This is a genomic window from Kutzneria sp. NPDC052558, from assembly GCF_044547355.1.
In the GTDB taxonomy this organism is placed as follows: domain Bacteria; phylum Actinomycetota; class Actinomycetes; order Mycobacteriales; family Pseudonocardiaceae; genus Kutzneria.
In genome coordinates this window covers 83413-107134 of the sequence record NZ_JBIUAG010000001.1, presented here as the reverse complement: position 1 = coordinate 107134, position 23722 = coordinate 83413, and the positions used below count along the sequence as shown (strand labels likewise).

Genomic DNA, 23722 nt, shown 5'->3' with positions numbered 1-23722 from the left:
TCTAGAACATGCCAGTTAGAGTTTTGATACCTATTGCTGTAGGGTCGCTTGGGTGAGCGTTGACGCAGGTGAACGGCGGTTGGTGCCCCCGGTGCGGCGTGGGGATCGGGAGGAGCGTCGCGAGGCGACACTGCGGGCGCTGACGGCCGGCGGTGGGGCCCGGTGCGCGTACTGCGGGCGGGAGTTGCCGGAGATCTCGCCGCGTGGGGGGCGGCCGACGCCCTACTGCCCCGCCGACCCCGAGCGGTACGGGAACTGGGGGGCGAAGGTGATCACGTGCGCGATGCTGGACGAGCACCGTGAGATCTGGGTGCACCTGTACGGGCCCGACCAGCCGATGACTGCCGTGGACCTGGGGGCGTTGGACACCGGGCTGGCCGCGCTGGTCGATGCCCTGGAGCCAGTGCAGGCGACCGTGGCCGACCTCAGCGCGCGGGTCACCGGCGAGGCCGCCGACGCCCTCGCGGCCAAGGCCAGTGCCGAGGAGCGCTGCCAGCAGGCCCTGGCCGACGCCGACCGAGCGACTGCCGAACGGGACCAGGCCCTGGCCGAGCGCGATCGGGCCCTGGCCGAAGCCGCCGAGGCTCGTGAGCAGGCCGCCGCTGACCGCTCCGAACGTGAGGCGGCCGACCGCCGCGCCGCCGAGGCGCTGCGGGAACGCGACCAGGCCGTGGCCGATCAGCGGGCCGCCGAGCGGGCCCGGGACGACGCCCACACCGTCCGGCAGCAGGCCTTGGACCAGGTCAGCCAGACTCAGGCCCTCGTCGCCGAGCTCCAGTCCACCCTCGACACCGAACGCGCCGCCGCCCTACAGCACCGTGAGCAGCTGCGTCTCGACCATGCCGAGGCCACTCAACAGCTCCGCGCCGCCCTCACCCTCGACGCCGACACCCGTCTCCGCGCCCAGGCCGCCGACTTCGACCAACGCCTCCACGCCGTCCAGTCCGTCGCCGCCGACCGCGCCGACTCCCTCACCACCCAGCTTGCCGACGCCAGCCGCACCTACGCCGAGTCCCTCGCTCCCCTGCACGACCAGATCGCCTCTCTGCGCACCGACCTCGCCCGTGCCCAGTCCGAACTCCTCGCCGCCACCCAACGGCTGGATATGTTCCGCGCCACCCTCCGCCAAGCCCTCGACGCGGACGAGCCCACCCTGCGCCTCGCCGCCCGAACAGCCCTCGGCCCCGGCCAAGACACCTGATCCCCTCAGAATTTCGGCCTCAGGGATTCCGGGCGATCCAGGTACTGCGAGGGCCGCCGGTCAATCCCGGTGGAGGGCGCGGAGCTGCTCCAGCCATTCGCGGCCCAGGCGAATGCCGTCGGGGAATTGGTCGCGGCGGTCCCAGCGCCAGGTGGTGATCATGGCGAGCACGAGGGTGCGGCAGGCTCGCAGGAGGTCCGGGTCGATGCCCGGGTAGTGGTCGGCGACGTCGGGCGGGGCGTGGGCCAGGTCGAACTCGACGGGGCCACGGCAGCAGGTTTCGAGGTCGATGAACAGGGGGCCGTGGGCGGTGGCGAGCAGGTTGCCGGGGTGGGGCTCGCCGTGCAGGAGCTGGTCGGCGCCCGCAGCGCTGACCGTCCGGCGCAGGTCGCGCAAGGTGTCGCCGAGGAATTGACGGTCGGCGTCGGCGAGGGTGGGGGTGTCGTCGCGACTGGCCACGAGCCGCTGGGCCTCGGCGACCCGGTCGGTGAAGTGCGGCGTGGGCATGTCGATGGCGCGAAGCCCTTGGTGCAGCCGGAAAAGCGCCGAGGCGTAGTCGGCGGGCGTGCTCGGGGCGGACGTCGGCTCGTAGTAGGTCCACAGCGTGACCGCGAAGCCGTCACGCTCGTAGACGCCCGGCCGCGCAAGTGCGGCGACGGGACTCGACGACGCGGCCAGTCTCTGGGCCAGCTCGACCTCGAACCCCAGGACCTGCTCGGCCATCGGCGCGACCCGGGCCAGCACGTCGCCGGGCAGCAGCCGCACAGTGATCTTGTTGGACGCCTGGAGCACGACCGTGTCCTCGACGGCCAGGCCGAGTGCGGAGGCGATCTCCACGGCCGCCGCCACCGCACGCCCGACCTCCGAGGCCCGCATACTCCCCCATCGCTGCCGGGATCGCCGGGCCCAGTATCCCGAAGAGCTCAGAGTCCCTCGGGGCCGACCGGGGTGGTGTCGGGGGTGGACAGCGGAGTCGACTTGCCGCTGCCGACGACGACCAGGGCGACGGGCTGGAGCGGGAGTTGCAGTTCGGGGGCGGCGGCGAAGGCGCCGGCGCGGACGCGGACGCGGTAGCGGCCGGGTTGGGGGCCGTCGACGATGACCTGGACGACGTTGTCGCGGACGGGAGCGAGCGGGTCGGTCTGCCGGACGAGTTGGCTGACGGGGCCGGAGAAGTGGTTGCCTCGGTATTCGTACAGGCCACTGCCGGGCGGCTCGACGTGGAGGGTGATCGGCTGGCGGACGGCGGCGCCGGGCGGGTCGGCCCAGACGAGGGTGGCCCGGAGGCGGCCGGTGCCGGCGGGCACGTCGAACTGGTACTCGAGGGTGCCGCCGGGGCCGACGCAGTCCTCGCGGGCGTGGAACGTGACGGGCTCCTGCGGGATCAGGGCCTGCTGCACGTCGAGGCGACCCCAGCCGTAACCCTGGGCCAGCGCCGGCAGGGCGACGTCGGCGAGGTTGGCGGCGCCGTTGAGCAGGGTGGCCTTGATCAGGGCGGCGCTGGGGGTGTCGTAGGCGTTGCGGCTGCCGTAGCGGGTGAGCATGGTCTGCCGGTGCTGCCGAACGCCGGCGACGTCCTCGATCCACGACAGCCAGAAGGCACGGCCGGTCCAGGTCAGCTGGTAGTCGACGACGTCGGCGGCGGTGTCGCTGACCGGGGTCAGCGGGGCCGGGGTGGTCACCGTGGTCGGGGTGGTTCTGCCCGGCCGGGTGCTGGGGATCGACAGCCGGGCGCCGTTCTCGTCGATCACGGTGAAGTACAGGGTGCGGTTGCCGCCCGTGGTCGGCCGGCCGAGGAAGGCCAGCCCGAACGCGGGGCTCCACAGGCCCCACACCTGGGCCGGGGTGGCGTCGAGGCCGGGGTTGGCGTGGGGTTCGTCGATGTACGTGCACGCCAGCTGCGGGTCGGTGGCGTCGAGGCCGGCGGCCCAGCCGGGCGCGGTCGGGAACACGACGCGGACGTCACGGGCGGCGGCCGTCGGGGTGCCGGTGCGGTCCAGGCGGGTGGCCCGGATCTCCCACGGATCAGTTGCGGCGGAACGGAACTGGAACGCGGCGAGGTGTTGGCGCTGGGTGGCGGTGGCGGCGACGATGCCGACCGGGCGGGGCGCGAGGACGGCGTTGTCGGCGTCGCCGGCGACGGTGGTCAGCGGGATCTGGCCGAGGCTGGTGAAGGTGCGGCCACGGCGGCTGCGGGCGATGTTCACCGTGGTGTGGGCGCCGCTGTGGTCGGTCCACGCGGCCAGGGCCAGGTCTTCGGCGTAGGAGAACCAGCTGTGGGCGGCGGTGCTGACGGTGTGGCCGTCGGGCACGGCCGGCACCAGGGTGTGCACGTCGCCGCCGTCGGCCAGGGTGTCGGTGAGCGTGGCCAGGTGGATTTCCTTGGGCAGCACCAGACCTGCGGTGAAGGCGACGAGGTGAAACGCCCCGGCTCGGCCCAGGCCGGGGCTCGCGCCGTGGCCGTTTCCACCGGCCAGGGTTCGTGGGCTGCCGACCGGGGCGCCCTGGGCGTCGAGCCTGATCACGGTGGGGCCGCCGGCGTGTTCCGGGGTCACGGCGGCGAGCAGGCCGTTTTCGTTCCACTGCAAGGCAGTTCGGTACGCGCCGTAGCTGCCGGGCGCCGGGGTCGCCGGGTCGGGGCTGCCGTCGGCGTTGGTGCGCACGAGGTCGGCACGGCCGTTGTCGGTGCGCAGCAGGAACCGGGAGCCGCCGGCCCAGGCGATGGACGTGCTCGATGCCGACGGGGACAGCGTGGCCAGCAGATGGGGGACGAACTGGGCGCTCACGATCATCGGCGTGGCCGGGTCCTCCGCCGCCCGGAACGCGCCGCCGGTGGTGATGGCGACCGTGTGCACGCCCTTCTTGCCGCCGTTGACCTCGTCGTCGCTCTGCCAGACCACGACGGCCGCGCCGGCCGGGTCGACGGTGGCGGCGAAACCGCTGGTGGCGAACGGGGTGTCGGAGATGCGCAGCGGTGTGCCGGCGAGCAGGTCGTGCGGGCCGAGCAGCGCGTGGTAGACGTCGAACCGGCCGAGGTCCTGGGTGTCGTCCTCCCAGCAGAACACCGCGCCGGCAACCGGATGCGGGGCGATCAACGGCCGCCGCACGGTCCGGCCGGGCGTCGGCGTGAACGGGACGACGTCGGACCCGATGGCCGACAGGTCCTTGGCCAGCACCCGCAGGTGCGGCACGCCGTCGCCGTCGCACCAGATGAGCAGGAAGTGTTGGGCCACAACGTCCCAAGCCAGGTACGGCTCGTTCAGCGCCGGCCCGTCGAGCTGGACGACCGAGGTGCTGCCGCCGTCCAGCCGCTGGCAGCGGAGCCGGTCCTGACCGTTGGCGGATTCCGTCCAGGTGGCGACGAACGCGTCGCCGTCGTGGGTGAGGCCGCCGTGCGCGGACATCTTGGCCGCGGGCCCGAGTACCCGGGCGGCGGTGGTGACGGCCCCGGTTCCCTTGTCCAGCACCGTGAATCGGAGCTGATTGTCGGCGTCCTCGGCCCACAGCACGCCGATCCCGTTGGCCGCCACCACAAGCGCCGGCGGACGGGTGGTCGCGGCGTTGGCGGTGACGGTCACGCGGCCGCCGGCGCCGAAGGTGGTGTCGAGGTTGAGGTCCCGACCGAGCTTGGTGACGACCACGCCGTGATCGGCGTTGCGGTGCACCAGGAACTCGCCGATGAGGCGGGGCGCCGGATCGTCGCCCACGCCCGACGCCAGCTCGGTCGGGGCCAGCCCCAGCGAGACAAGCGAGCCGGCGGTGGCCCGGACGGCCAGGATCCGGCCGTTGTTCACCCAGGCCGTGGCGATGCCGTCCGGATGCTGGGTGACCGTGGGCAGCGAGGTGAACCCGGTCGGGGTGTCGAGGAGCTGCGGGCGGGCCAGCCGGCCGTAGAGGGTGCGGTAGTGCTGCCGGGTCAGCGCCGCCGCGCCGCTGACGTGGGGGGCGGCCATGCTGGTGCCCCAGAACACGACGTACTGGGTCTGGGAGATGCCGGGCGGCGGCAGCTCGTAGGGGTGCGACCGAGGGGCCGAGCCGGACTTGGTGGACAGGATGTTGGTGCCCGGCGCGACGATGTCCGGGCGCATCCGGCCGACCGGTCCGGCCGGGCCGCGGACCTGCCCACGGTTGCTGAACAGCGCGACCTCGCTGACGTTGTCGGACATCGAGTACGGCTTGGTCGAGCCGGCGGTGGCGTCGAAGGCCGGGTGGTCCCAGCGATGTGGGAACCGGGCCGCGGCCCGGCGGTAGTTGTCAGACTCGCCGCCTTGCCGCCGGAAGTTCTCGGTGGCCCCGACGCACAGGGTGTTCTTGGCGACGTGCTCGTCCTTGAGCGACCGGCCGTCCAGCACGCCGTCGCCGTGGGCGGGCACGAAGTCGACCTCCTCGTTGCCGCTGGAGAAGACGACCAGGAGGTCGGGGTGGGTGAACAGGAGCCGGTCGAGGTCGCGGCTGATGTCGGTGTAGAGGTTGTCGCTCGGGGCGTGCGTGCGCTCCCAGGAGTTGTTCTGCACGCGGGCCCCGAACCGCAGCGCCCGCAGCGCGCTGGCCACCGACGCGGTGCGGTGGAACTGGGGCATGATGATCGCGGCCGGGGCCATGCCGACGACCACCGGCGGCCCTGGCTTGCCGGTCGGCAGGCTGGAGAAGCCGTCGCCGGCGATGATGCCGGCCACGTGGGTGCCGTGGTCGTCGTGGTCGGCCCTGATCTCCCCGGGCACGCCGAGGACCCGGCCGAGGAAGTCCGCGTGGTTGGTCTCGTCGGCGATGCCGTTGTCCATGCCGCTGTCGTTGACCGCCACGATCTCGCCGGCGCCGTCCAGGTCGACCCGGAACGAGTCGCCCCGCTGGACCTGGTCCACCCCGACGATCACCCGGCTGGCGTTGAGCGTGAGCTGCGACTCGGCGTAGACCGACAGCGCCGCGACGCCGGGGACGCGCGCCACTGTGGACAGCTGGGCGGCGGTCGCGGCGACCACCACCGACAGGCCGTCGACCAGGACCACCGTGACGCCAGCGGCGGTCATCCGGGCGGCCGTCGCCTCCGGGTCGACGTCGTCGAACAGGGCGACCCGCAGGTTCCCGCCTTCGCCGGCGGGCAGGGCGTCGGGGTCGATCTCCAGCTGCCGCAGGGTTTCGACGGTGAACGGCTCGCCGCGGGTGGTCAGGGTGAAGTCGACAGCGTAGGCCGGGTGGTAGGGACCCCACCAGCGGACAGCATCCACTGTGGACAGATCGGCCACGCGGTCGAACCGGAACACGCCGCCGTTGGCCGGGATGTCCCGGACCGGCATGCCGCCGACCGCGGTCAGCTCCGAGCCGTCCGGCGGCGTCTCGAACAGGACCAGCCGATACGGACTGTCGGCCGCCGCGGCCCACTCGTCGGTCGGCTCCGGCGCTCCCTCGCTGGGATCGAGGGCCATCACCGGGAGGTCGAGCACGTCCGCCTCGACGTGCTCGTACACCACGAAGCCCTGGCCGGCGAGCCGATCCCGCTGCGAGGCGGTGACCGACGCGTACTGCACCTGCCCGAGATCCCGAAGCACTGGGACCCCGTTGTCGGCGAGATACGCGAGCTGCGCGGCGCGCTGCCCGCTGTCGTCCGCCAGTCGCAGCGAAACCTTCACCCTGTTCCCTCGATCTCAGATCTGGCCGGTCAGAACGCCGGCGGCACCAGTTCCAGCCGCAGTTCGGTGGCGCGGTGGCCGTCGGCGTCGGCCTCCACCCGCACCAGCACCGTCTCGGCGATGCTGCGCAGCCGCACGGTGGCGACGCCGTTCTCGTCGGTGGTCACGGTCCTGTGCGACAGCAGCCCGCGGTTGACCGCGAACGACACCTCGACACCGGCCTTGGGCTCGGCCAGCGTGGCGGTGATGGTGGCCACCGACTGCCCGTCGGCCAGCAGCTCCGGCCGGCCGTCGCCGTCGGTGTCGGGCAGGTCGCAGCTCAGCCGCACCGGCGGGTTGTGCTCGATGCCGATCACCGTGCCGTGCTCGTCGTGCACGAAGTGGAAGGCGTCCGGCCCGTACATGTTGTAGCGCGGGTCGGCCTCGACGATCAGCCCGGCCAGGTTCGAGGTGTCCCGATGCCGGAACAGCTCCTCCACCGTGGCCTCGCGCCAGTCGCTGCCGTCGAACACGCTGACGCAGGAGCCGACGATCTTCTCGGTGTCCCGCTCGTAGACGATGAGCACCGGTCACCAGCCGCCCTGGCGGGACAGGGCCACCCCGGTCACCACGTTGAACCGGCTGTCGCTGTTGGGCACGTCGTAGGTGACCTTGCCGTTGGTGTCCAGGGTGAGCTGGAAGGACACCAGGTTGTTGTTGACGGTCTGGTTGTAGCAGCCCGGGATGGCGAAGAAGCGGGTCTCGGCCAGCGAGAAGCCGGCCGGAATGGGAATGCTGGCTCCGCTGCTCATGGCGGTGGTGACCGACAGGCCGATCTGCCGGACCTTGGCGTCCACCGCCTGGATCTGGCTGTCCAGGTTGGTGGCGGCCTGGTTGACCGCCTTGATGCTGGTGGCGATCTTGCTGAGCTCGCTGGTGAGGTTGTTGAAGTCGAGGTTGATCGGCGAGGAGTCGTTGACCGGGCCGGGCGGCAGCGGGTGCGGGGTGAAGGACGGTGTGTAGTCCTGCACCACGACGGCGAGCGCCTGGGCGAGGGCGGCGAAGTCGGACATTGGTGTCCCCCTTGAGGATGGTCGGATCGGTAGGACGCTAATGGGCATCTGGATCTTGCGGTGTCGGTTCTGCCCGATGGCGCAGGGCATTGCGCACCATCGTCAGGCGTCGACGTCGATGGCGATGTCGACCGGGCGGCCGACACTGCCGGGGATGCCGATGTGTTTGATGGCAACGCCTTCGTCGGCGCGCAGCGCGCGGCTGCCGGTGAAGCGCAGGTGGGCCTTGAGCGCGATCGCCCGGCCGCCGTCGATCGTGCTGGAGCCGGTGACCGTCAGGGAATCCGTGACGACGGTCGACCCGTAGACGCCATCGTTGACGGTGCTGGCGGTGAGCAGCGTGGCCCGGTCCAGGGCGACTGCCGCCAGCACGAGGGACTCGGCCTTCTCCACCGCCGCCGGGTCCCCGGTCAGTCCGATGTGGACGGTCTCGGTGGCCGTCAGGTCAGTGCGCACGGCGATCACCATGTACTGCACGCCGACGCCGGTCACCCCCGTGACATCGACGCCGTCGAGCACGAGGGTGAACTTGCGTGGATCCGTTGCGTCCCAGACCGTTTGGGCGTCGGACAGGGTGAGGCGGCCGGTGTCCCGCGCCAGCCACACCCGGCGCGGGCCGGCGGCCGGCGGCTGGGAGAGCTGGTACGGGCCGGCGGCGGCGAACGGCAGGGTGTCGACGCCGTCGTAGGCGCGTGGCTCGCTCAGGGCGGTGGCCTGCGGGAGCGGGTCGACGATGAGGTCCACCCTGGTCACGGCCAGGGCGATCGGGGGCGACGCGCCGCCGAACAGACCGGGCAGGCCGGCGCGCAGCAGCCCGTCGACCGCCGTGGTCAGGCCCATGGCCCGCCCTTCACCGCGTAAATGTAGAGCGTGCCGGAGACCGGCAGGGCGGAGCTGAGATTGGTGTAGGTGAGCCTCGGCCCCACGACCTGCTTGTTGGAAGCCGAGTCCAGCCGGTTGACGTAGGTCAGGGCGAACGAGAGTGTGGCGTTGCTCGAGGTGATGACCGGGAAGTACAGCAGGCAGATGCCGGTGGCCGAGTCGGCCGGCTCGAACGCGGAGTCGAATGTCCCCGTCCCGCTGGTGGACGAGCTGGGCGGCAGGGTGAACGGCACCACGTACTTGGTGCCGACCAGGCCGGTGATCGGGATCGAGCCGGCCGTCACCTTGCTGGCGTTGAGGGTGCCGTTGACCGTCAGGTCGCCGGTGACCACGCCGCCGGCATGGTCCAGCTTGGCCGTCTCCAGCCGCTTGAGCTCGGTGTTGGCGGCGTTCCAGTCGGCCGACAGGATGGTGTCGCCGGCGTTTTTCGCCGGAGGGTTGTAAGCCATGATCAGAACTCCACGTTCCAGAGCAGCGTCAGCTGGAAGGCATTGGTCTTGGTGACCGCCGGGAAGACCACGCGGTTGTACATGGTGCCGCCGGACGCGGTGGTGAAGCTGCCGGCCTCGGTCAGCGGGGCGGCGCCGTTGGCGTCGTTGTAGTCGAACAGCGTGGTCAGCACGATCCGGACCCGGGCGGCGCCGGTGGCGTCGGTGAAGTCCTCGTAGCGGCGGCTGGTGATCGGGTTGCGGGCGCGTTCGGCCACCAGCGCGGTCTGGGCGTCGGCGGCGGCAGTGCTGTCGGTGCCCACGCCGATGAAGCCGATCGGCCCGGGCACGGGAATGCCGGGCTGTGGCGAGAACTGCTGCGCGACCATCAGCCGACCGGACTTGACGATCCGGTTGCCGTAGCGGCCCTCCATGCACACCCGGCCGGCCCGGTCGGTCAACCGCACGGTGAGCACGCCGCGCGCGTCGATCCGTTCGTTCATCACATCTCCCCTCACAGAAATCCCTGGGTCGGCTCGTCGAACACGGACACGTCGAACACGCCGCCGAGCACGGTCCGGTCGGTCAACGGGTGGGTCTCGTCGGCGCGCACCCCGGCGCCGCCGGTGGTCGAGTCGTGCTGGCCGGCGTCCTCGGCGGCGCGCTGGGTCAGCTGGAACCGGACGACGTCGTTGGCGTCGAGCCGGTCGGCGGCCAGTGGCTGGGCGAACTGCACGGTGGCGGTGACACCGGCGGCCCGGGCGTCGTCGACGACCTCCTGGATCGCCTCCCGCGGCAGGCCCTCGAACACGAAGATGCGGGCGGTGTCCTGGTAGTTGTAGCGGTCGAGCAGGGCCTGCACCGCGCCCCGCACGTCGTACGGGACGGTCACTTCGAAGGTCAGCGGGGTCGCGCGCCGCCAGGCGATCACCGTGTGCACGGCCGGCGGGCCGAAGCTGTCCACGTCGAACCGGGCGAAGTCGAACGGCGCGCCCTGCACATGGATCCGCCAGTCGCTCGGCCCGTCCGGCACCTGCGGCAGCACGGGCGCGCCGGCGCCGTCGAGAGCGGTGAACGACGGGGTGACCTCGACGCCGCCGGCCAGGGCCCGCAAGGCGCCGGGCGTGCCGGTCAGCACCAGCGGAACTCCGGGTTGCAGAAGGAAGTCCGCCCGGCTGGCCACGCCGATGCCGCCCGGGCCGGTCACGCGCAGGCCCCAGCCGGTGCCCTTGGCCAGGGTGATCGTGATCGTCGCGTCGCTGGGCAGCACCGACGCCGAACTGACCTGGAGCAGCAGATCCGTGGCCGTGTCGGCGGCGCCGGGGGTGGCCTCGCCGGTCAGGCTGTCGGCCTCGCCGAGATTCTCGGTCAAGGTGATTAGCGCTTCGAGGTCCGCCCGCAGCCCGGCCGGCAGGGCCACGGCGTCGAAGTCAAACGGCAGCCCGAGGGCGGAGCGGACCGCGCCCAGCACCGCGCGGACGGTGCCGCCGCCGGTGAACAGCGGCACGATCGCGGCCAGCCGGCGGCGGAACGTCTCGTCGGGTTCGATGGCGCCGTCGGGCAGGGACCGGCGCGACACCCCGAAGATCGAGGCCAGGCCGTCCAGGGCCGGGCCGCTGGCGTAGGCCACCCAGTGCGACTTGAGCACCCGCTTGACCGAGTCGTCGGCGCGGGTCAGTTCCGCGCCGACCACGTCGAGCAGTTGGCCGAGCAGGGACGAGGGGTCCTTGGCGGCGTAGGCGTCCGGGAACAGCGCGGCCAGGTCCCGGGTCTTGGCCAGGGTCATGGCGCGGTCACCGCCACCGAGGTCCCGGCCACGCCGGGGAAGGCCGCCAGGGCCAGTTCGACCGTGAGGTGCGGGTCGTAGGTCGTGGTGTTGTAACCGAAATCGGCCGGCTTGAGGGTGAAGGACGCGCTGTGGGCGGCGGTGAAGGCCAGCGGCACGGCGTGCCGGCCGACCAGGACCGGGGTTGCGGTGGTGGTGGCCTTCAGCGGGGCCTTCACCGTCACCATCAGGTCGAACCCGAAGCTGCTCAACGGAACCGCCTGGCCGGTCTGGTCGAGCAGGGTCACGGTGATCACGGCGCCTGCGGCGGTGACCGCGAGCCGGTCGATCACCACCACGGCGAGCCGGCCGACGGTCGGGCGGATGACTTCGGTCGGGCCGACCAGGAACGGGTCGGTCACCGGGCCGGTGGTTGCGTCGGGTCGGGTGAAGGCCAGGGCCGTCTCGGCGACCTCCTCCAGGCCCGGCCGGCCGTAGGCCAGGGCGGCCAGTCGCCGCAGGGACAGCGGTTCGCCGATCGGCAGCGCCGCCAGGGCGTCGGTGAACGCCTTGAGCAGCTGGGCGGCCCCGGCGGTCGCGCCATCGGCCGCCGACGGCAGCACGTACCAGGCGCCAGCCAGGGTGACCTCGCCGATCCGTTCCACCCGGGCCACCACGCCGGCGGCGCGGGTGCGGTCCACGGTCTGCAGAACCTGTTGCGCCACTGCGGGTTCGTCGTCGCCGGCCCAGCGGACCCAGACCTGGCCCAGCGGGATCGACTCGTCGCCGCTGTGATCGGTGACCGTCACCCCGGTGACCCCGGAGACGCCGAGGACCGCGAACCGGATGGCGTCCAGGGTGGCGTTGCCGGCGCGCTCCAGGGCGTGCTTGGCCCGTTCCCGCAGCTGGTCGTCGGATTCGGCCCGCTCGCCGCCGGTGAAGGCGGCTTCGTTAGTCACGCCGTCGACGCCGCTGGGCGGGGTCGGCATCACCACAACCGTGTCCGGGGCGGCGTTTCCGTCCGGACCGGGCGTGATCGCCTGCACGGCGACGTCCACGCTGAGCGGCCGGTAGCGGACCCGCAGTTCCCCCGTCGCCTGCACGGTCACGGTCCGCGGATTGGTCCCGGTCGAGGCCGGCAGCGGCGGCGTGGTGGCGGGATCGGCGTCGCGCGGCCACACACCGGTGAGCTGGCCGATGCGGTTGGCGACCCTCAGCGTGTGGTCGGGGCCGGGGATGGCGAGCTCGTCGAGGGTGGTGTCGATGCCGGCGGCCGCGGTGGTGGCGAAGGTGCGGCCGGCGCGGTCGGCGACCCGGGCGCCGGCCGGGATCGACACCCGGGCGTCGGTGATTCGCTTGCGGTAGAAGGTGATCACGCCCTTGGCCGGCAGCGCGGCCTTGCGCTGCACGCCGAGCAGGGCGACCACGTTGTCCAGGGCGACGCCGGTCGCCTCGTCGATGAAGCCGCGCCGGTAGGCCTGGTCCATCTGCGCGTACATGGCCGACATCTCGTGGGCGACGGCCCGCAGCAGGGTGCTGATCACGCTGCCGGTGTTGAAGTCGGTCAGCCCGGCCGGCGCGTCGCGGTAGGTGTAGTCGACGTCCAAGCGGCTGCCGGGGTCGGGCGGGTTGGCCGCGTCCGTCCACACCAGACGGTTGCCGCGCAGCTGGTAGTCGACGCCGGCGGTGAACACGCCGTAGGCGCCGTGGCGGGTGCCCGCGACCTGGGTGACCGCGGCGGTCTGGGCCGGCAGCTCGTAGGAGGTGGCGTTGGCCGACACCACGAAACCGGTGGCGGCCGGCTGCTCGACGCCGTCCCGGACGCGCTCCTGCAGCGCGTCCACCAGGTCGGGGAACGAGATCGTGAACGGATGGCCGGGATCGATGGTCACGTTAGTTCCCCAGGGACACGTCGTGGACGAGGGTGAGAGGCGTCGGTTCGGCGATGAGCAGCACGTCCAGGGACAGCCGCACGGTGTCGCGTTCGCCGGCCAGGGCGGTGGCGGTGACCGAGCGGACCTGCGCCACCCGGGGGTCCTGCTCGATCGCGGCGCGGGCGTGGCCGGCCAGCAGCAGCCGGGTGCGGTCGTTGTTGGGCTGGCCGACGAGCTCGTGCAGGCGGGAGCCGTAGGCCGGTTCGCCCAGCGCCGCCAGCTCGCCGCGGCGCACCCGCAGCCGCATGGCCAGGGCCTGGACGACGGTCTGGTCGCCGTCGGCCAGCCGCAGGTCGCCGGCCGGGCCGGGGGTCAGGTCGGCGCCGACGTCGACCGCGCCAGTGACGCCGTCGAGCAGCAGGTCCCGGCCCAGTGACATGGTCATCTCGGCTCCTTCACGCGGTCACGGTGACGGGGATCGGGCCGCTCTCGCCGCCGGTCGGTTGGTCGATGTCGTGGGCCCGCAAGGTCAGCGTGTACTGGCCGGCCGGCAGGATCGCGGGCAGCGGGCCGCGGTAGGTCAGGGTCGGCGGTGGGCCGTCCTGGAAGGCCAGCGTGGTCGGGGCGAACGGGGTGACGGTGTGGTTGGCCCCGGTGAACATGAAGGTGTAGGCGACGCGGTTGATCGCCTGGTAGTCCTGGCGGGCCCAGGCCGACGGGGCCCGCACGGTCAGCGTGGTGTCCGCTTTGGACAGTGTCGCGCCGCTGGCCGGAGCGAGCAGGGTCGCCTTGAAGACCGTGATGACGCAGGGACTCGGTGATCCGGCCGGGCCGCCGGCGACACCGCCGGCAGTGACCAGGCGGACGTTGGCGGGGTCGTCGCCATCGACGTCGCGGGCCGACAGGGTGAGCACGTGCGTGCCGACCTCCAGCGTGGCCGGGAAGTCCAGCGTGCTGGTCGGGTTGAGCGCCGTGTGGGTCAGGTCCGCGGGCACGTTCAGGCTGGAATACCAGTAGTAGTACAGCGGAATGGCCGGCGGTTGGTCGACCTGGGCGTGCAGCTGGACCGCGCCGGTTGTGGTGGTGGTCCCGTGGACGGGTGAGGTGATCCGCAGTGCGACAGCGCCCATGGTCAGTCCTGCCCGCTCTTGGTGAACACCGACTGGCCGCCGCTGGGCAGGGTTATTCCCTTGTCCCCCACCACGTTGATCGGCGAGCCGTTGGCGGTGACGGTCTGGTTGCCGCTGCTGGGCAGCAGCATGCCGGGCCAGATCTGGCCGTTGCCCTGCAAGGTCACGCCCTGGGTGACGATCGCCTGGCCGCCGGCGGTGACGGTCTGGTTGAAGCTGGCGACCACCGCGACATCGGTCCCGGTGTCGACCGGGCTGGGCGGCGGCAGCATCACCGCGGGCGCGGCGCCCTTGGCTGCCACGACCAGCGCCTCGACGCCGTTGACCAGGACCTTGTCCTTGAGCGCCAGGGCGCCGACCAGGTCGAGCTTGCCGGTGAGATTGAGCTGTCCCATCACGCCCCCGTGATCTGGTGGCCGCTGATGGTGGTGGAGCCGCCGCCGCCCTTGACGACGAGATCGCCCTGGATCGTGGTGTCGCCCTTGACGTCCAGCTCCTGGCATTCGATCTTGACCGGCACGTCCGGGGCGGACAGGGTGATGCCGTCGGCGGCCAGGGTGAGGGTGATCTTGTCGCCGACCTTGACGCGCACGGTGCCGTCCTTGGCGAAGCGCAGTTCGTTGTCGCCGCCGTCGGGAAGCCGTTGGGCCAGCACGATCTCGCCGTCGTCATACCGCGGGGGCCGTTCGGCCGAGTGGTAGAGGCAGCCGACGACGACGGGTTGGGCCGGGTCGCCGCCCAGGAACTCGACCAGCACCAGGTCGCCGACCTTGGGCGTGGCGGCGAAACCGAGGTAGGCCACCACGATCGGCACCCGGGTCAGGTCCAGGGGCTCGTGCTTGAGCCGGACGTCGACCTCGTAGTTGTTCTCGTCGCCGTCGTCGCTGTGCGGGTGGGTCGCGGTGACCACGGCCAGCCGGGATCCGCGGCGGGTCGCCAGCTCGGCCCGAGCCACGCCGCGCATGACCTCCACCATTCCGCTCACAGCGATCCCCCGAGGCTCAGGCCCATGCCGGTGGCGACGGTCAGCCGGGTCGTCCACCCGGTTGTCACGTCCAGGTCGTGCCGCAGCGCCCGCACGTAGCCGGCGCCGGTCAACGCGTCGGGAAGATCCCCGCCGGCCCGGCACGGCTCCCCCAGTTCGGCCTCGGCGCGGCCGAGCACCCGCAGCGTCACCGTCTGGCGGCCGCGCTGGTCGCTGGTCCGGCGGCCGGCGGCGAAGGAGTCGGCGAGATCTTGGGTGCGGGCGGCGGCGTCCAGCACCAGCAGGTCCCCGGAGCCTCCGGTGAGGTCGTCGGTCGAGAGCCAGTGGGTCGTGTCCTGGCCGCTCTGCGAGGACGGGCTTTCGCCGCCGACGGTCGGGGCCAGGCCGTCGGCCACCGTGCGGCCGCCGACGCCGAGCAGGTCTCGTCGATACGTGTACGTGACGCCGCCGATCGGTTGCGGGGCATGGAACATCAGCGCGCCGCCGCGGTCGGTGTAGAGCTCGAAGCCGCCGCGGTCGGCCAGGGCCTTGGCGTGGGCGTGGCCGGTGACGGCTTGGTCGAGGACGTAGAACGGCAGCCGGGCGGAGTCCTCGACGGTGCCGGTGTCGACGCCGGCCCGGTCGGCCAGGTCCCGCACAATCGCGCCGGCGGTGTGGTCGTCGTAGGACGCCGACACGCGCAGCCGCAGCAACGCCAACGTGGATCCGAGGGCGGCGACGGCGGTGCCGGTCGGGCCGGGGCGGACCGTGACGACCTCGCCGGTGAAGACGGTGTCGGTGGCGTCGTAGCCGAGCGCGAGGGTGACCGGGTCGCCCGGGGACACGGAGACGGCTTGGCCGAAGCGGATGCGCAGGCCGTCGGCCGGGCGGTCCATGTCCCGTTCCACCACGAACCGGGTCGGCAGGCCGGCCGGGTTGGCGGTGGTCGAGCGCAGGGAGCCTGCGGTCAGCTCGAAGCGGGGCTCACTCATGGGCCCTCGCATCGGTCTCCAGGCGTGAGTTCTTGTAGCCGTGCTGGATCCAGTCGACCAGGTAGACGGCGCCGAACAGCGGCCCGAACCACGCGTACTGGTTGGTGTGCCGAAGTTCGTGGTGGTACAGGCTTTTCTGTCCGCGGCGCTGTTCGCGGATGAAGATGCCGTTGCCGAAGGTGATGCCGGAGACGCCGCCGCCCTCCAGCGCCGAGCCCATCCAGCCGCCGACGAAGACCAGGCCGAACGCGTTGAGCTCGCCGTAGGCGGCCGCGTCGAAGCCGATGCCCTGCCAGCCGCCGCCCCCGAGCGCCCGCACCAGCCAGTTCACCGGGGCCATGATCAGGTTGGTGACCTCGATGAGCAGGGCGAACACGGTGTTGGGCAGGGTCCAGATCGCGCCGAGGATGCTCAGCACGAGCCAGCCGAACGCCCAGTGGCCGTCGGGGTCGAAGCGGTTGACCGGGTCGCCCTCGCAGAAGGCGTGCCGGTTGCGGCGGCGGGGGCGCGCCAGCCAGTGACGCAGCCAGGCGTCGCGGTCGGCGACCTGCTGGGCGCCGGTGCCGAAGGGGTGCACGAGACGGGCGTCATCGGGGCCGCAGGTGTGGGTGTCGCGGGTGAGGAAGCGGCCGATTGTCGGGTCGTACCAGCGGAATCCGAAGTCGTAGATGCCGATCTCGGGATGGTGTGTCTTGCCGCCGAACGTCGCCGGGCCGGTGGTCTCGCCGTACGGACCGACGGCCACGCGGTCGATGACGCCGCCTTTGGTGTCGGTGGTCAGCAGGACGGTGCCGATGTGGTCGGCGTGCAGGTAGCGGACGCCGTCGGGGCGCAGCTCGGCCAGGGTGCCGTAAGGCGTGTGCACGGGGATGCGGACCGGGAGGCCGTCGCCGTCCGCGACCAGGAGCAGGGCCCCGTCCTTGCCGTACAGGTAGCGCTCGGTCCGGTCGGGAAACGCAGCGTGGGCCAACCGTCCACTGTGGTCGTAACGGAACCGGGCGACGATCTCACCGGCCTTGCGGACCTCGGTGAGCTGGTCGGCGTCGTCGTAGCGGTAGGCGAACTCCCCGCGTTCGAGCAGGCGGCCGTGCTCGTCGTCGAACAGCGCCTCGTCGTGGACGCGGTTGCCGGCGTCGTCGTAGTGGTAGCGCCATCGCGTGCCGTCGGGGTCTTCGGCGGTGGTCAGGCGGCCGAGGCGGTCGTAGTCGAAAGTGCGGCCGGCGTCGTCGGCCAGCTTGCCGTCGGCACGGTAGGTGCGGCGGAATTCGGCGCCGGCGATGGTCACGGCCAGCGGCCGGCCGTCGTCGCCGTCGAACTCCCGGGTCTCGGTCAGGCCGTTGCCCAGCCTCAGTTCCAGCGCGCCGTCGCGTCGGCGCGCTTCGACCAGGGTGTCGCCGTTGGCGGTGACGGTGCGAAGGCGGCCTTCGTTCCACTCGTAGGCCAGGTGCGCCGTGCCGGTCTGGACGGCCTGGAGGCGGTTGTCGGCGTAGGTCAGGCGGGCTTCGATGGTGACGCCGTCGCAGGCCTGGGTGACGAGCAGGCCGGTGGTGTCGTGGTGGTAGCGGGTGGTGACCGTGGCCGATCGGCCCTCGACGAGGCGGCCGTTCTCGTCGTAGGCGTAGGCGATCGCCCCGGACCGGCCGTGCTGGGCGCGGGCGATCCGACCCTCGGCGTCATAGGTGTAGCGGTGGGCCACACCTCGGTCGTCCACGCTGGCCAGGCGGTCGTGCTCATCGTAGGTGTACCGGGTTGGCCGGCCGTCCGGGTGCGCCACCTCAACCAGCCGCCGGCGGTCGTCGTAGCGGTAGGCGGTGACGGCGTCGCCGTCCACAATGGACGTCACGTCGCCGTGCCCGTCATACCGGCAGTCGGCCGGGGCGGGGTGTTCGGCGGCCTCAGCCGCCAGCACGATGTCCAGGCGGGCCAACAGGTCCTGGTCAGGCATGAGCACCCCCGGGGGCCGCGGCGAGCGTCTGGTCGAAGGCGCGGGCCACCCGGTCCAGTTCGCTGTCGAAGTTCTTGCGCAGGTTGTCCAGCACCTGGGTCAGCTGCCCGCACAGGCGCACCAGGTCCAGGCCGCGCAGCTTGTCCCGGGTGTCGGTGAGGGCCTTGCCGGCGGCGGTCACGTCGGCGTCGACCTGCGTCACCAGGGCGGAGACGTCGGCGGCCAGCTGCCGCAGCGGCGGATCCAGCACGGTGGCGAGTTCGTCGAGCAGGCCGTTGACGCCGGTGGTCAGCTTGGCCAGGGCGCGGGTGTAGGCGGCGTCGAGGCGGTCGCGGAGCTTGGCCGGGTCGACCGCGGCCAGGGCGTCGGCCAGCGGCTGGAACAGCTGGGCGCGGATCGTCGGGGCGAGGCCGCCGGGGTCGAGCACCGAGAGCCGGTCCTGTACCGCGGCGTACACCTCGTCGAGGGCGTCCTTGAGCACGGCCGGGCTGATCGCGGCCAGCACGTCGCGGATCTTGGCGAAGATCGCCGTGACCACGGGCTGGATCGCCGCCTGCGCGTTGCCGAAGCTTTGCGCGAGCCGGGCGGTGTCCCGCACCAGTGGCGCGGCCAACGCCGAGGGCCGGAGCGCGGCCAGGCCGGCGAGGATGCTCTCCGAGGTCAGGGGTTCCTTGCTGCGCAGGAAGTCCGGCACCAGGCGGAGCACGCCGTCGTGCAGCTTGCCGTAGGAGCCGGCCAGCGGACTCGCGTCAAGCGCGCCGACCCGCTGGGTGAGCTTGGCGGCGAGGTGCTCGTGGGCCTGCACGGCGTCAGCCGGCGGCGTGACCAGGGCGGCCACGGCGCCGAAGCTCGTGTAGGTCGCGGCCACGTCGTCGTGCCGCTCGGCCGGGGCGTTGGCGGTGAGGGCGTCGAACCGGGCCCGTAGCGACATCGTGGCCCCGACGGGCTCCAGGTAGAAGGCGGGGTCGTGTCGTTGGAGCTCGTCACGGGCCTGCCGGAACTGGGCCAGGACCGATTGCGGGTCAACGGTGTCGAGCGAGCCGATGCCGGTGCGGACCGCGTTCATCGCGGCCACGACGGCGTCCTGCGGTGCGGCCCGCACCAGGTCGATCAGCCGCTGGTAGACGTCGTCCAGCGGCTTGAGCAGGGACGCGACCTGCTGCTCGGCGCTCTGGTAGAGCAGCGCCGCCGGCAGGGCGGCGCCCGGGTCGGTGAGGATCGCGCCGGTCATCCCGGCCACGGCGGCGCGCAGGCCGGTCACGAACGTCGCCAGGGGTTCCGGCAGCGCGAGGCCGTCGAGGGCGGCGATGATGGTGTCGCGGGCCTTGGCCACCAACGCGTCCTGCCGCGCGGCCAGGTCGTCCAGCACGGGCCGGAGGTCCAGCTTGCCCAGCGCTGATTCCACGTCGTGCCACACCGCGCCCAGCGGCGCCAACCACACCTGCGGGTCGAGCTGGCCAACCGCGTCCGACACCACCGAATACGGGCCCCGCAGCGGATCGAGCACCGCTCCCGGCCGAGCCTCGGCCAGCACGGCGGTGATCTCGTCGAGCTGATGGCGCAGCGGCGCGACCAGCGTCCGGGCCGACAATCCCCGCACGGCCTCGGCGGCGTCACCGAGCGCGCTGTGCACGGGCTTGAGCAGCAGGTCCGGGTCGAGATTGGCCAGCGCGCCGTCGAGGTCGCCGAGCACGTTCTGGACCACGCCCAGCGCCGGCCCCAGCTGCGTGTCGAGCGCGGCGTAGCCCTGTTTGAGCGCGGCGATCACCTTGCCGCGCAGGTCGATCGCGCGCAGGCCGGCCAGCGCGGCGGCAATCGCCAGCCGCTCCGGCGCGGACAGCGCGTCGGGGTTGATGGCGGCGAGCTTGGCCCGCAGCTGCCCGAGTTCGCCGACGACCTCGTCGCCGAGCGGCGTGAAGTTCAGGCTGGTCAGCTGGGCCGCCAGCGCGGTGAGCCGGTCGAGCTGCGGGGTGGCCGCGTCGGCCAGCGAGGTCACGACCTGGGCCGCGCTGGTGGCGAGGAAGTCCAGTTTGGCCAACAGGTCCTTGACCGGCAGCTGCGGCAGCCGCCCGGCCAGACCGGCGACGGCCTGCCGGACCTGATCGACCGACTGCGCGCCGATCACGCTGTCCACCAACGCCTCCAGCTCGGCGAAGGCGGCTTCGACGCCGGCCGCGACGCGGTCGATGCCCAGCGTCTCCAGTGCCGACCGGGCCTGCTTGAGCAGGTCCTCCACGGCCGAGCGGACCTGTTCCAGGGGAACCTCGGCCAGCAGTCGGCGGAGCTCGTCGACGAAGCCGTGCAGGATGTTCCGCACGGTGGCGAGCGGGGACGCCGACAGCGCGGAGCCGATGGCGTCGGCCAGCATCAGGCCGCGGCGGGTCATCTCCTCGGGGTCCAGCACCCGGTCGAAGCCGCTGGAGATGCCGGAGACCACGTCGGAGATCTGGTTCAGCAAGTCGGTCACCGTGGACACGCCGCCAGTCGACGCCGCTGCCGTGTCCAGCAGCGGGCCGTAGCCGAAAACGGAGTTCCAGTCGTGGGTGTCGACCGCGGCGCCGAGATCGCCGTAAGCCTTGGTCAGTCCACTTGCGACTGCCGTGGCCGCCGTGCGGACGCCGTCGAGGGCGGAGCGCAGGGTCGTGTAGGAGGCGGCCGAGGCCGGGTCGAAGCCGGTCAGCGCGGCAGCGGCCTTGGCGTGGGCGGCGACAAGCGCGTCCTGGGCCGCGCCGGCCCCCGGGTCCTGAACCGTGGAGTTCAGGGCGACGGCGGTTCGCACGTGGTCGGCGGCCGGCTTGAGCAGGTCCGGCGGCAGGCCGGTGAGGTTGTCGGCCAGGAACGGCATCAGCTCGCCGGCGTGCGCGGGGAACGAGTCGTGCAGGTCCCGCATCTGGCCCAGGGTCCGGGTGAGGGCGCCGGCGGCCTGCCTGTCCAGCACCTTGCCGAGGCCGGCGCCGAGGTTGTCGGTGAAGGAGCCGTCGACTTGGGTCAGGATCGCCGACACGTTGCCGGCCATGCCGATACCGGCGTTGAGCGGGTGGTCGGCGACCGTCGATTTCGCGGCGGTGTAGGCGGCGCCGATGGACTGCACGTACTCGACGTTGGCCGGCTGCACCACGCCGCCGACGGCGTCAACGGCGGCGGGCAGGCGGACGCTGAGGCTGCTGACGTCCACATCGGACTTCTGAGCCAGGCTTTGCAGTGCCATGCTGACCGGGGCCAGCGGCGAGTCCGGGGATCCCTGGGCCAGGCCCCGGAGGTGAGCGGCCAGCTCGCCGGCCTGCCCGGCGGCAGCGGCGGCCGAGGACGTGACGGCGTCGGTGCCCGGGACGGTGGCGGCGGCGCCGGTGACGTTGTCGCGCACGGAACCCAGCAGCGCCGGGCCGTCGCCGACGGCCGTGGTGAACTCGTCGAGGGCGTCGTGCAGGCGAGCCGTGGGGTCGCCGAAGTCCGGGGCGGCGGCCACCAGTCTAGTGAGGCCGTCGACCTGGTCGAGGGCGTTCTGGACGTCGTCGACGTAGCTCAGGGCGTTGGCGCCGATGGCGTCGTCGATCGCCGCGAACGGGTTGTCGCCGGGCGGGGCCGGCGGTTCCACGTACTCCAGGACCACGCAACGGAAACCGAACTCATCCAGGTCGCCGGCCTGCTGCGTGACCTCAAGGGCCTCGATGAGCACCCGCGTGACGAAGCCGTCGCCGACAGCCTCGGCCACGAAGTCGACCGGCTCGGCGTCCAGGTGCGCCTTGCGCAGCCGGGCCAGCTGGGCCGGGGCGTCCGGGCCGTAGCAGATGCCGGCGAAGCCGATCTCGGCCGAGGGCCGGCCGAGCGTCTGCACGATGTCGCCGGCCAGGCCCGGCACCGCGTGCCGGACCAGCCGCGTCCGCTCGCGCACGCGGACGTCGGTGAGATTGGCGACGGCCACGCCGCCCAGTTCCACGGTCACGGCATTTCTCCCGTTCCGTAGCTGCGCATGAACTCCCACTCCAACTGCTCGCGCAGCCGCTCGGCGACCTCGTCGGCCAGCGAGTCGAGATCGATCGCCGGCGCGCTCATCGGTTCCGCTCTGCTGTCCGCTGCCGGGGTGTCATCCGCTGCCGCCCTCGCCTGGCCGGCGGCCGTCTCGAGCACCGACGTCAACGACGCCGCCCCGCGCACGAGCCGCACCGACTCCCGCGCCGCGTTCGCCTGCGTCAGCAAGCCCTCGTTCCTTTCCTGACCTGGCGCCCGCGGCACCGCCGACCGATGCCGACCCTGCGGCTGTTCCACCGCTTCCCCCGCCGCGCCGACCGCCTCCGGCTGGCGCGTGTCGTCCAACCAGTCCGCTCCATCCAGCCGGCCCTGCGCCGGACGACTCGACCGCTCCCCGACGCCACTCGGCCAGCCCGTTGTCCCGGCGCCGCCAACCGGGCCGCCCGGCATCCCGCTGGCCGAATCCGCTCCGCTGGCCGGCTCCGCACCGTCCTCGGCCCGGCCTCGCGCGCTTGCCCGGCCGCCGGCCCGCTCCGCGTCACCGGCGATCCGTTCCAACACCCCATCGGCAGACCGGCTCGTCGTCGCTTCGCCCGGCCCCACACGTTCCGCCGGGTGGCCCGACATCCCACCGCTGGGCTGCCGGCCCTCCGCTGTCCGGCCTCGCGCTGGGCGGCCGAACCGACCCGCCTGCGCATCGCCGGCCGCCGCGTCCCGCGCCGTCGGCCGCGAGCCATTGGCCACCAACGGTTCCACCTGCTCGAACGGCTCCGGCAGCAGGCCGCCGAGCGCCCGGTCCAGCGCCACGGCGGGATCCTCGAACCGCAGGTCCGTCGCCGGCACGGCGATCCCGGTCGGCGGCCGCAGCACTCGCGCCGCCGCCGACCGGACGGCGTCGGCCGCCGCGAACACGTCGCTCACGACGTGGCCCGGTCGTACTCGACCAGCTGCCGTACCCCGGCCAGGTACACCGCGACCTGGCCCGGCGTGAGCTCGCCGACCTGGGCCGGCGTCCAGCCGAAGTGCTTGGCCAGCAACAGGTGTGATGCCCCCAGCGTGCTGCGGGCGGCCGCTTCGGCGTCCGCGCCGCCGTCCAGGCCGGAGATGGCGTTGATCTCGTCGAGCAGGAACCGCACCAGCCCGACCCGCAGCTGCCGGATCTGGTCGAACGACAGCGGCGGCTCGACCACCGCCTCCTTGATCGTCAGCACCGGCACCAGCCCGGTGTCGTCCCGCGCGGCCTTGGAGATCGCGGCCAGCACGGCCAGCGTGAGCGCCCGGATCCGGACCACGCCGCCGCCGTCCACCAGCTGCGCCGGGACCTCGACGTCGTGGACCAGGCCGCTGCCGGCGAGCAGGTCCCCGGCCGACAACACCGAGGTCACGCTTCCTCGAACGCGATCCGCAGGGCCTGGAAGGTGACCCGCTCCATCACGAAGTCGTCCAGCGGCACCTGGTAGCCCCAGCTGTCGAAGCGCACCCCGAACAGGGTGACCTTGGTGAAGCCGCCGGGGATGGCCGAGGAGGCCAGCGTGGTCACGATGTTGAAGGCAGGCTGGGCGAAGTTGGCCGCGGCCGGCGGGCTGACCGCGCCGTCGCCCAGCAGCAGCCGTAGCAGCGCGCCGTTGACGTGGGCCCGCTCGGCCGACCCGGTCACCGAGATCACGCCCGGCCGCAGGTGAGTCGGGTACCGGCTGCCGATCTCGTAGAACGGGCGCACGTCGCTGGTCGCGTTGACGACCACGTTGCGCAGGCTGCCCACCACGTTGCTCAGGTCGTACTTCTCGACGATCCCGGCCGCCGCCGCGCCCTCCGGCGCCGCGCTGTCCCCGACGCTCACCACCAGGCTGGCATCGACAGCGCGGTACACATCGTTCGCCATGTCAGGAGTTC

General features: G+C 72.6%; 20 protein-coding genes. 1 reads left to right on the top strand and 19 read right to left on the bottom strand.

Going from position 1 to position 23722, the window contains the following annotated elements:
- Positions 1-52: 52 nt before the first annotated feature.
- Positions 53-1201, top strand: coding sequence for a hypothetical protein (locus ACIG5F_RS00485; RefSeq protein ID WP_396515102.1), 1149 nt, complete (start codon positions 53-55; stop codon positions 1199-1201).
- A gap of 60 nt (positions 1202-1261) precedes the next feature.
- Here the strand turns inward: ACIG5F_RS00485 and ACIG5F_RS00480 are convergent, their stop codons facing one another.
- From ACIG5F_RS00480 to ACIG5F_RS00390, 19 genes are all read right to left on the bottom strand, one after another.
- Positions 1262-2077 carry a phosphotransferase gene (locus ACIG5F_RS00480; RefSeq protein WP_396515100.1) on the bottom strand — a complete coding sequence of 272 codons (816 nt, stop codon included), beginning with the start codon at positions 2075-2077 and terminating at the stop codon, positions 1262-1264.
- 47 nt (positions 2078-2124) lie between these two features.
- Positions 2125-6828, bottom strand: coding sequence for a S8 family serine peptidase (locus ACIG5F_RS00475; protein WP_396515098.1), 4704 nt, complete (start codon positions 6826-6828; stop codon positions 2125-2127).
- Positions 6829-6857: 29 nt separating this feature from the next.
- On the bottom strand, positions 6858-7394 hold the full coding sequence (locus tag ACIG5F_RS00470; protein ID WP_396515096.1) for an Ig-like domain-containing protein: 537 nt from the start codon (positions 7392-7394) through the stop codon (positions 6858-6860).
- 3 nt (positions 7395-7397) lie between these two features.
- The gene (locus tag ACIG5F_RS00465; RefSeq protein WP_396515094.1) at positions 7398-7880 is read right to left on the bottom strand and encodes a hypothetical protein; all 483 of its coding nucleotides are present in this window, start codon (positions 7878-7880) and stop codon (positions 7398-7400) included.
- Positions 7881-7982: 102 nt separating this feature from the next.
- Positions 7983-8720, bottom strand: a complete 738-nt coding sequence (locus tag ACIG5F_RS00460; protein ID WP_396515093.1) for a hypothetical protein — start codon at positions 8718-8720, stop codon at positions 7983-7985.
- A complete protein-coding gene (locus ACIG5F_RS00455) occupies positions 8711-9211 on the bottom strand; it encodes a hypothetical protein (protein WP_396515091.1) in 501 nt (166 codons plus the stop codon). The genes ACIG5F_RS00460 and ACIG5F_RS00455 overlap by 10 nt, the downstream gene beginning before the upstream one ends.
- 2 nt (positions 9212-9213) lie before the next feature.
- Entirely contained in the window at positions 9214-9693 is a 480-nt protein-coding gene (locus tag ACIG5F_RS00450; protein WP_396515089.1) for a hypothetical protein, read from the bottom strand.
- 11 nt (positions 9694-9704) lie between these two features.
- A complete protein-coding gene (locus ACIG5F_RS00445; protein ID WP_396515087.1) occupies positions 9705-10976 on the bottom strand; it encodes a hypothetical protein in 1272 nt (423 codons plus the stop codon).
- Positions 10973-12847 carry a baseplate J/gp47 family protein gene (locus ACIG5F_RS00440; RefSeq protein WP_396515085.1) on the bottom strand — a complete coding sequence of 625 codons (1875 nt, stop codon included), beginning with the start codon at positions 12845-12847 and terminating at the stop codon, positions 10973-10975. Before ACIG5F_RS00440 ends, ACIG5F_RS00445 begins: the two co-directional genes overlap by 4 nt.
- Before the next feature lies 1 nt (position 12848).
- On the bottom strand, positions 12849-13274 hold the full coding sequence (locus ACIG5F_RS00435; protein WP_396515083.1) for a GPW/gp25 family protein: 426 nt from the start codon (positions 13272-13274) through the stop codon (positions 12849-12851).
- A gap of 10 nt (positions 13275-13284) precedes the next feature.
- The gene (locus ACIG5F_RS00430) at positions 13285-13959 is read right to left on the bottom strand and encodes a hypothetical protein (RefSeq protein ID WP_396515081.1); all 675 of its coding nucleotides are present in this window, start codon (positions 13957-13959) and stop codon (positions 13285-13287) included.
- Positions 13960-13961: 2 nt separating this feature from the next.
- Positions 13962-14354: a hypothetical protein gene (locus ACIG5F_RS00425; RefSeq protein ID WP_396515080.1), complete on the bottom strand. Its 393-nt coding sequence runs from the start codon at positions 14352-14354 to the stop codon at positions 13962-13964.
- Positions 14354-14923, bottom strand: coding sequence for a phage baseplate assembly protein V (locus ACIG5F_RS00420; protein ID WP_396515078.1), 570 nt, complete (start codon positions 14921-14923; stop codon positions 14354-14356). The genes ACIG5F_RS00425 and ACIG5F_RS00420 overlap by 1 nt, the downstream gene beginning before the upstream one ends.
- A 17-nt stretch (positions 14924-14940) precedes the next feature.
- Complete coding sequence (locus tag ACIG5F_RS00415) at positions 14941-15915, bottom strand: hypothetical protein (RefSeq protein WP_396515076.1); 975 nt, start codon at positions 15913-15915, stop codon at positions 14941-14943.
- Positions 15908-17860, bottom strand: a complete 1953-nt coding sequence (locus tag ACIG5F_RS00410) for an RHS repeat domain-containing protein (RefSeq protein WP_396515074.1) — start codon at positions 17858-17860, stop codon at positions 15908-15910. Before ACIG5F_RS00410 ends, ACIG5F_RS00415 begins: the two co-directional genes overlap by 8 nt.
- Positions 17853-21803, bottom strand: coding sequence for a hypothetical protein (locus tag ACIG5F_RS00405; RefSeq protein ID WP_396515072.1), 3951 nt, complete (start codon positions 21801-21803; stop codon positions 17853-17855). The genes ACIG5F_RS00410 and ACIG5F_RS00405 overlap by 8 nt, the downstream gene beginning before the upstream one ends.
- Entirely contained in the window at positions 21800-22750 is a 951-nt protein-coding gene (locus ACIG5F_RS00400; RefSeq protein ID WP_396515070.1) for a hypothetical protein, read from the bottom strand. The genes ACIG5F_RS00405 and ACIG5F_RS00400 overlap by 4 nt, the downstream gene beginning before the upstream one ends.
- Entirely contained in the window at positions 22747-23214 is a 468-nt protein-coding gene (locus ACIG5F_RS00395) for a hypothetical protein (RefSeq protein ID WP_396515068.1), read from the bottom strand. The genes ACIG5F_RS00400 and ACIG5F_RS00395 overlap by 4 nt, the downstream gene beginning before the upstream one ends.
- Positions 23211-23711, bottom strand: coding sequence for a hypothetical protein (locus ACIG5F_RS00390; RefSeq protein ID WP_396515067.1), 501 nt, complete (start codon positions 23709-23711; stop codon positions 23211-23213). Before ACIG5F_RS00390 ends, ACIG5F_RS00395 begins: the two co-directional genes overlap by 4 nt.
- Positions 23712-23722: the final 11 nt, after the last annotated feature.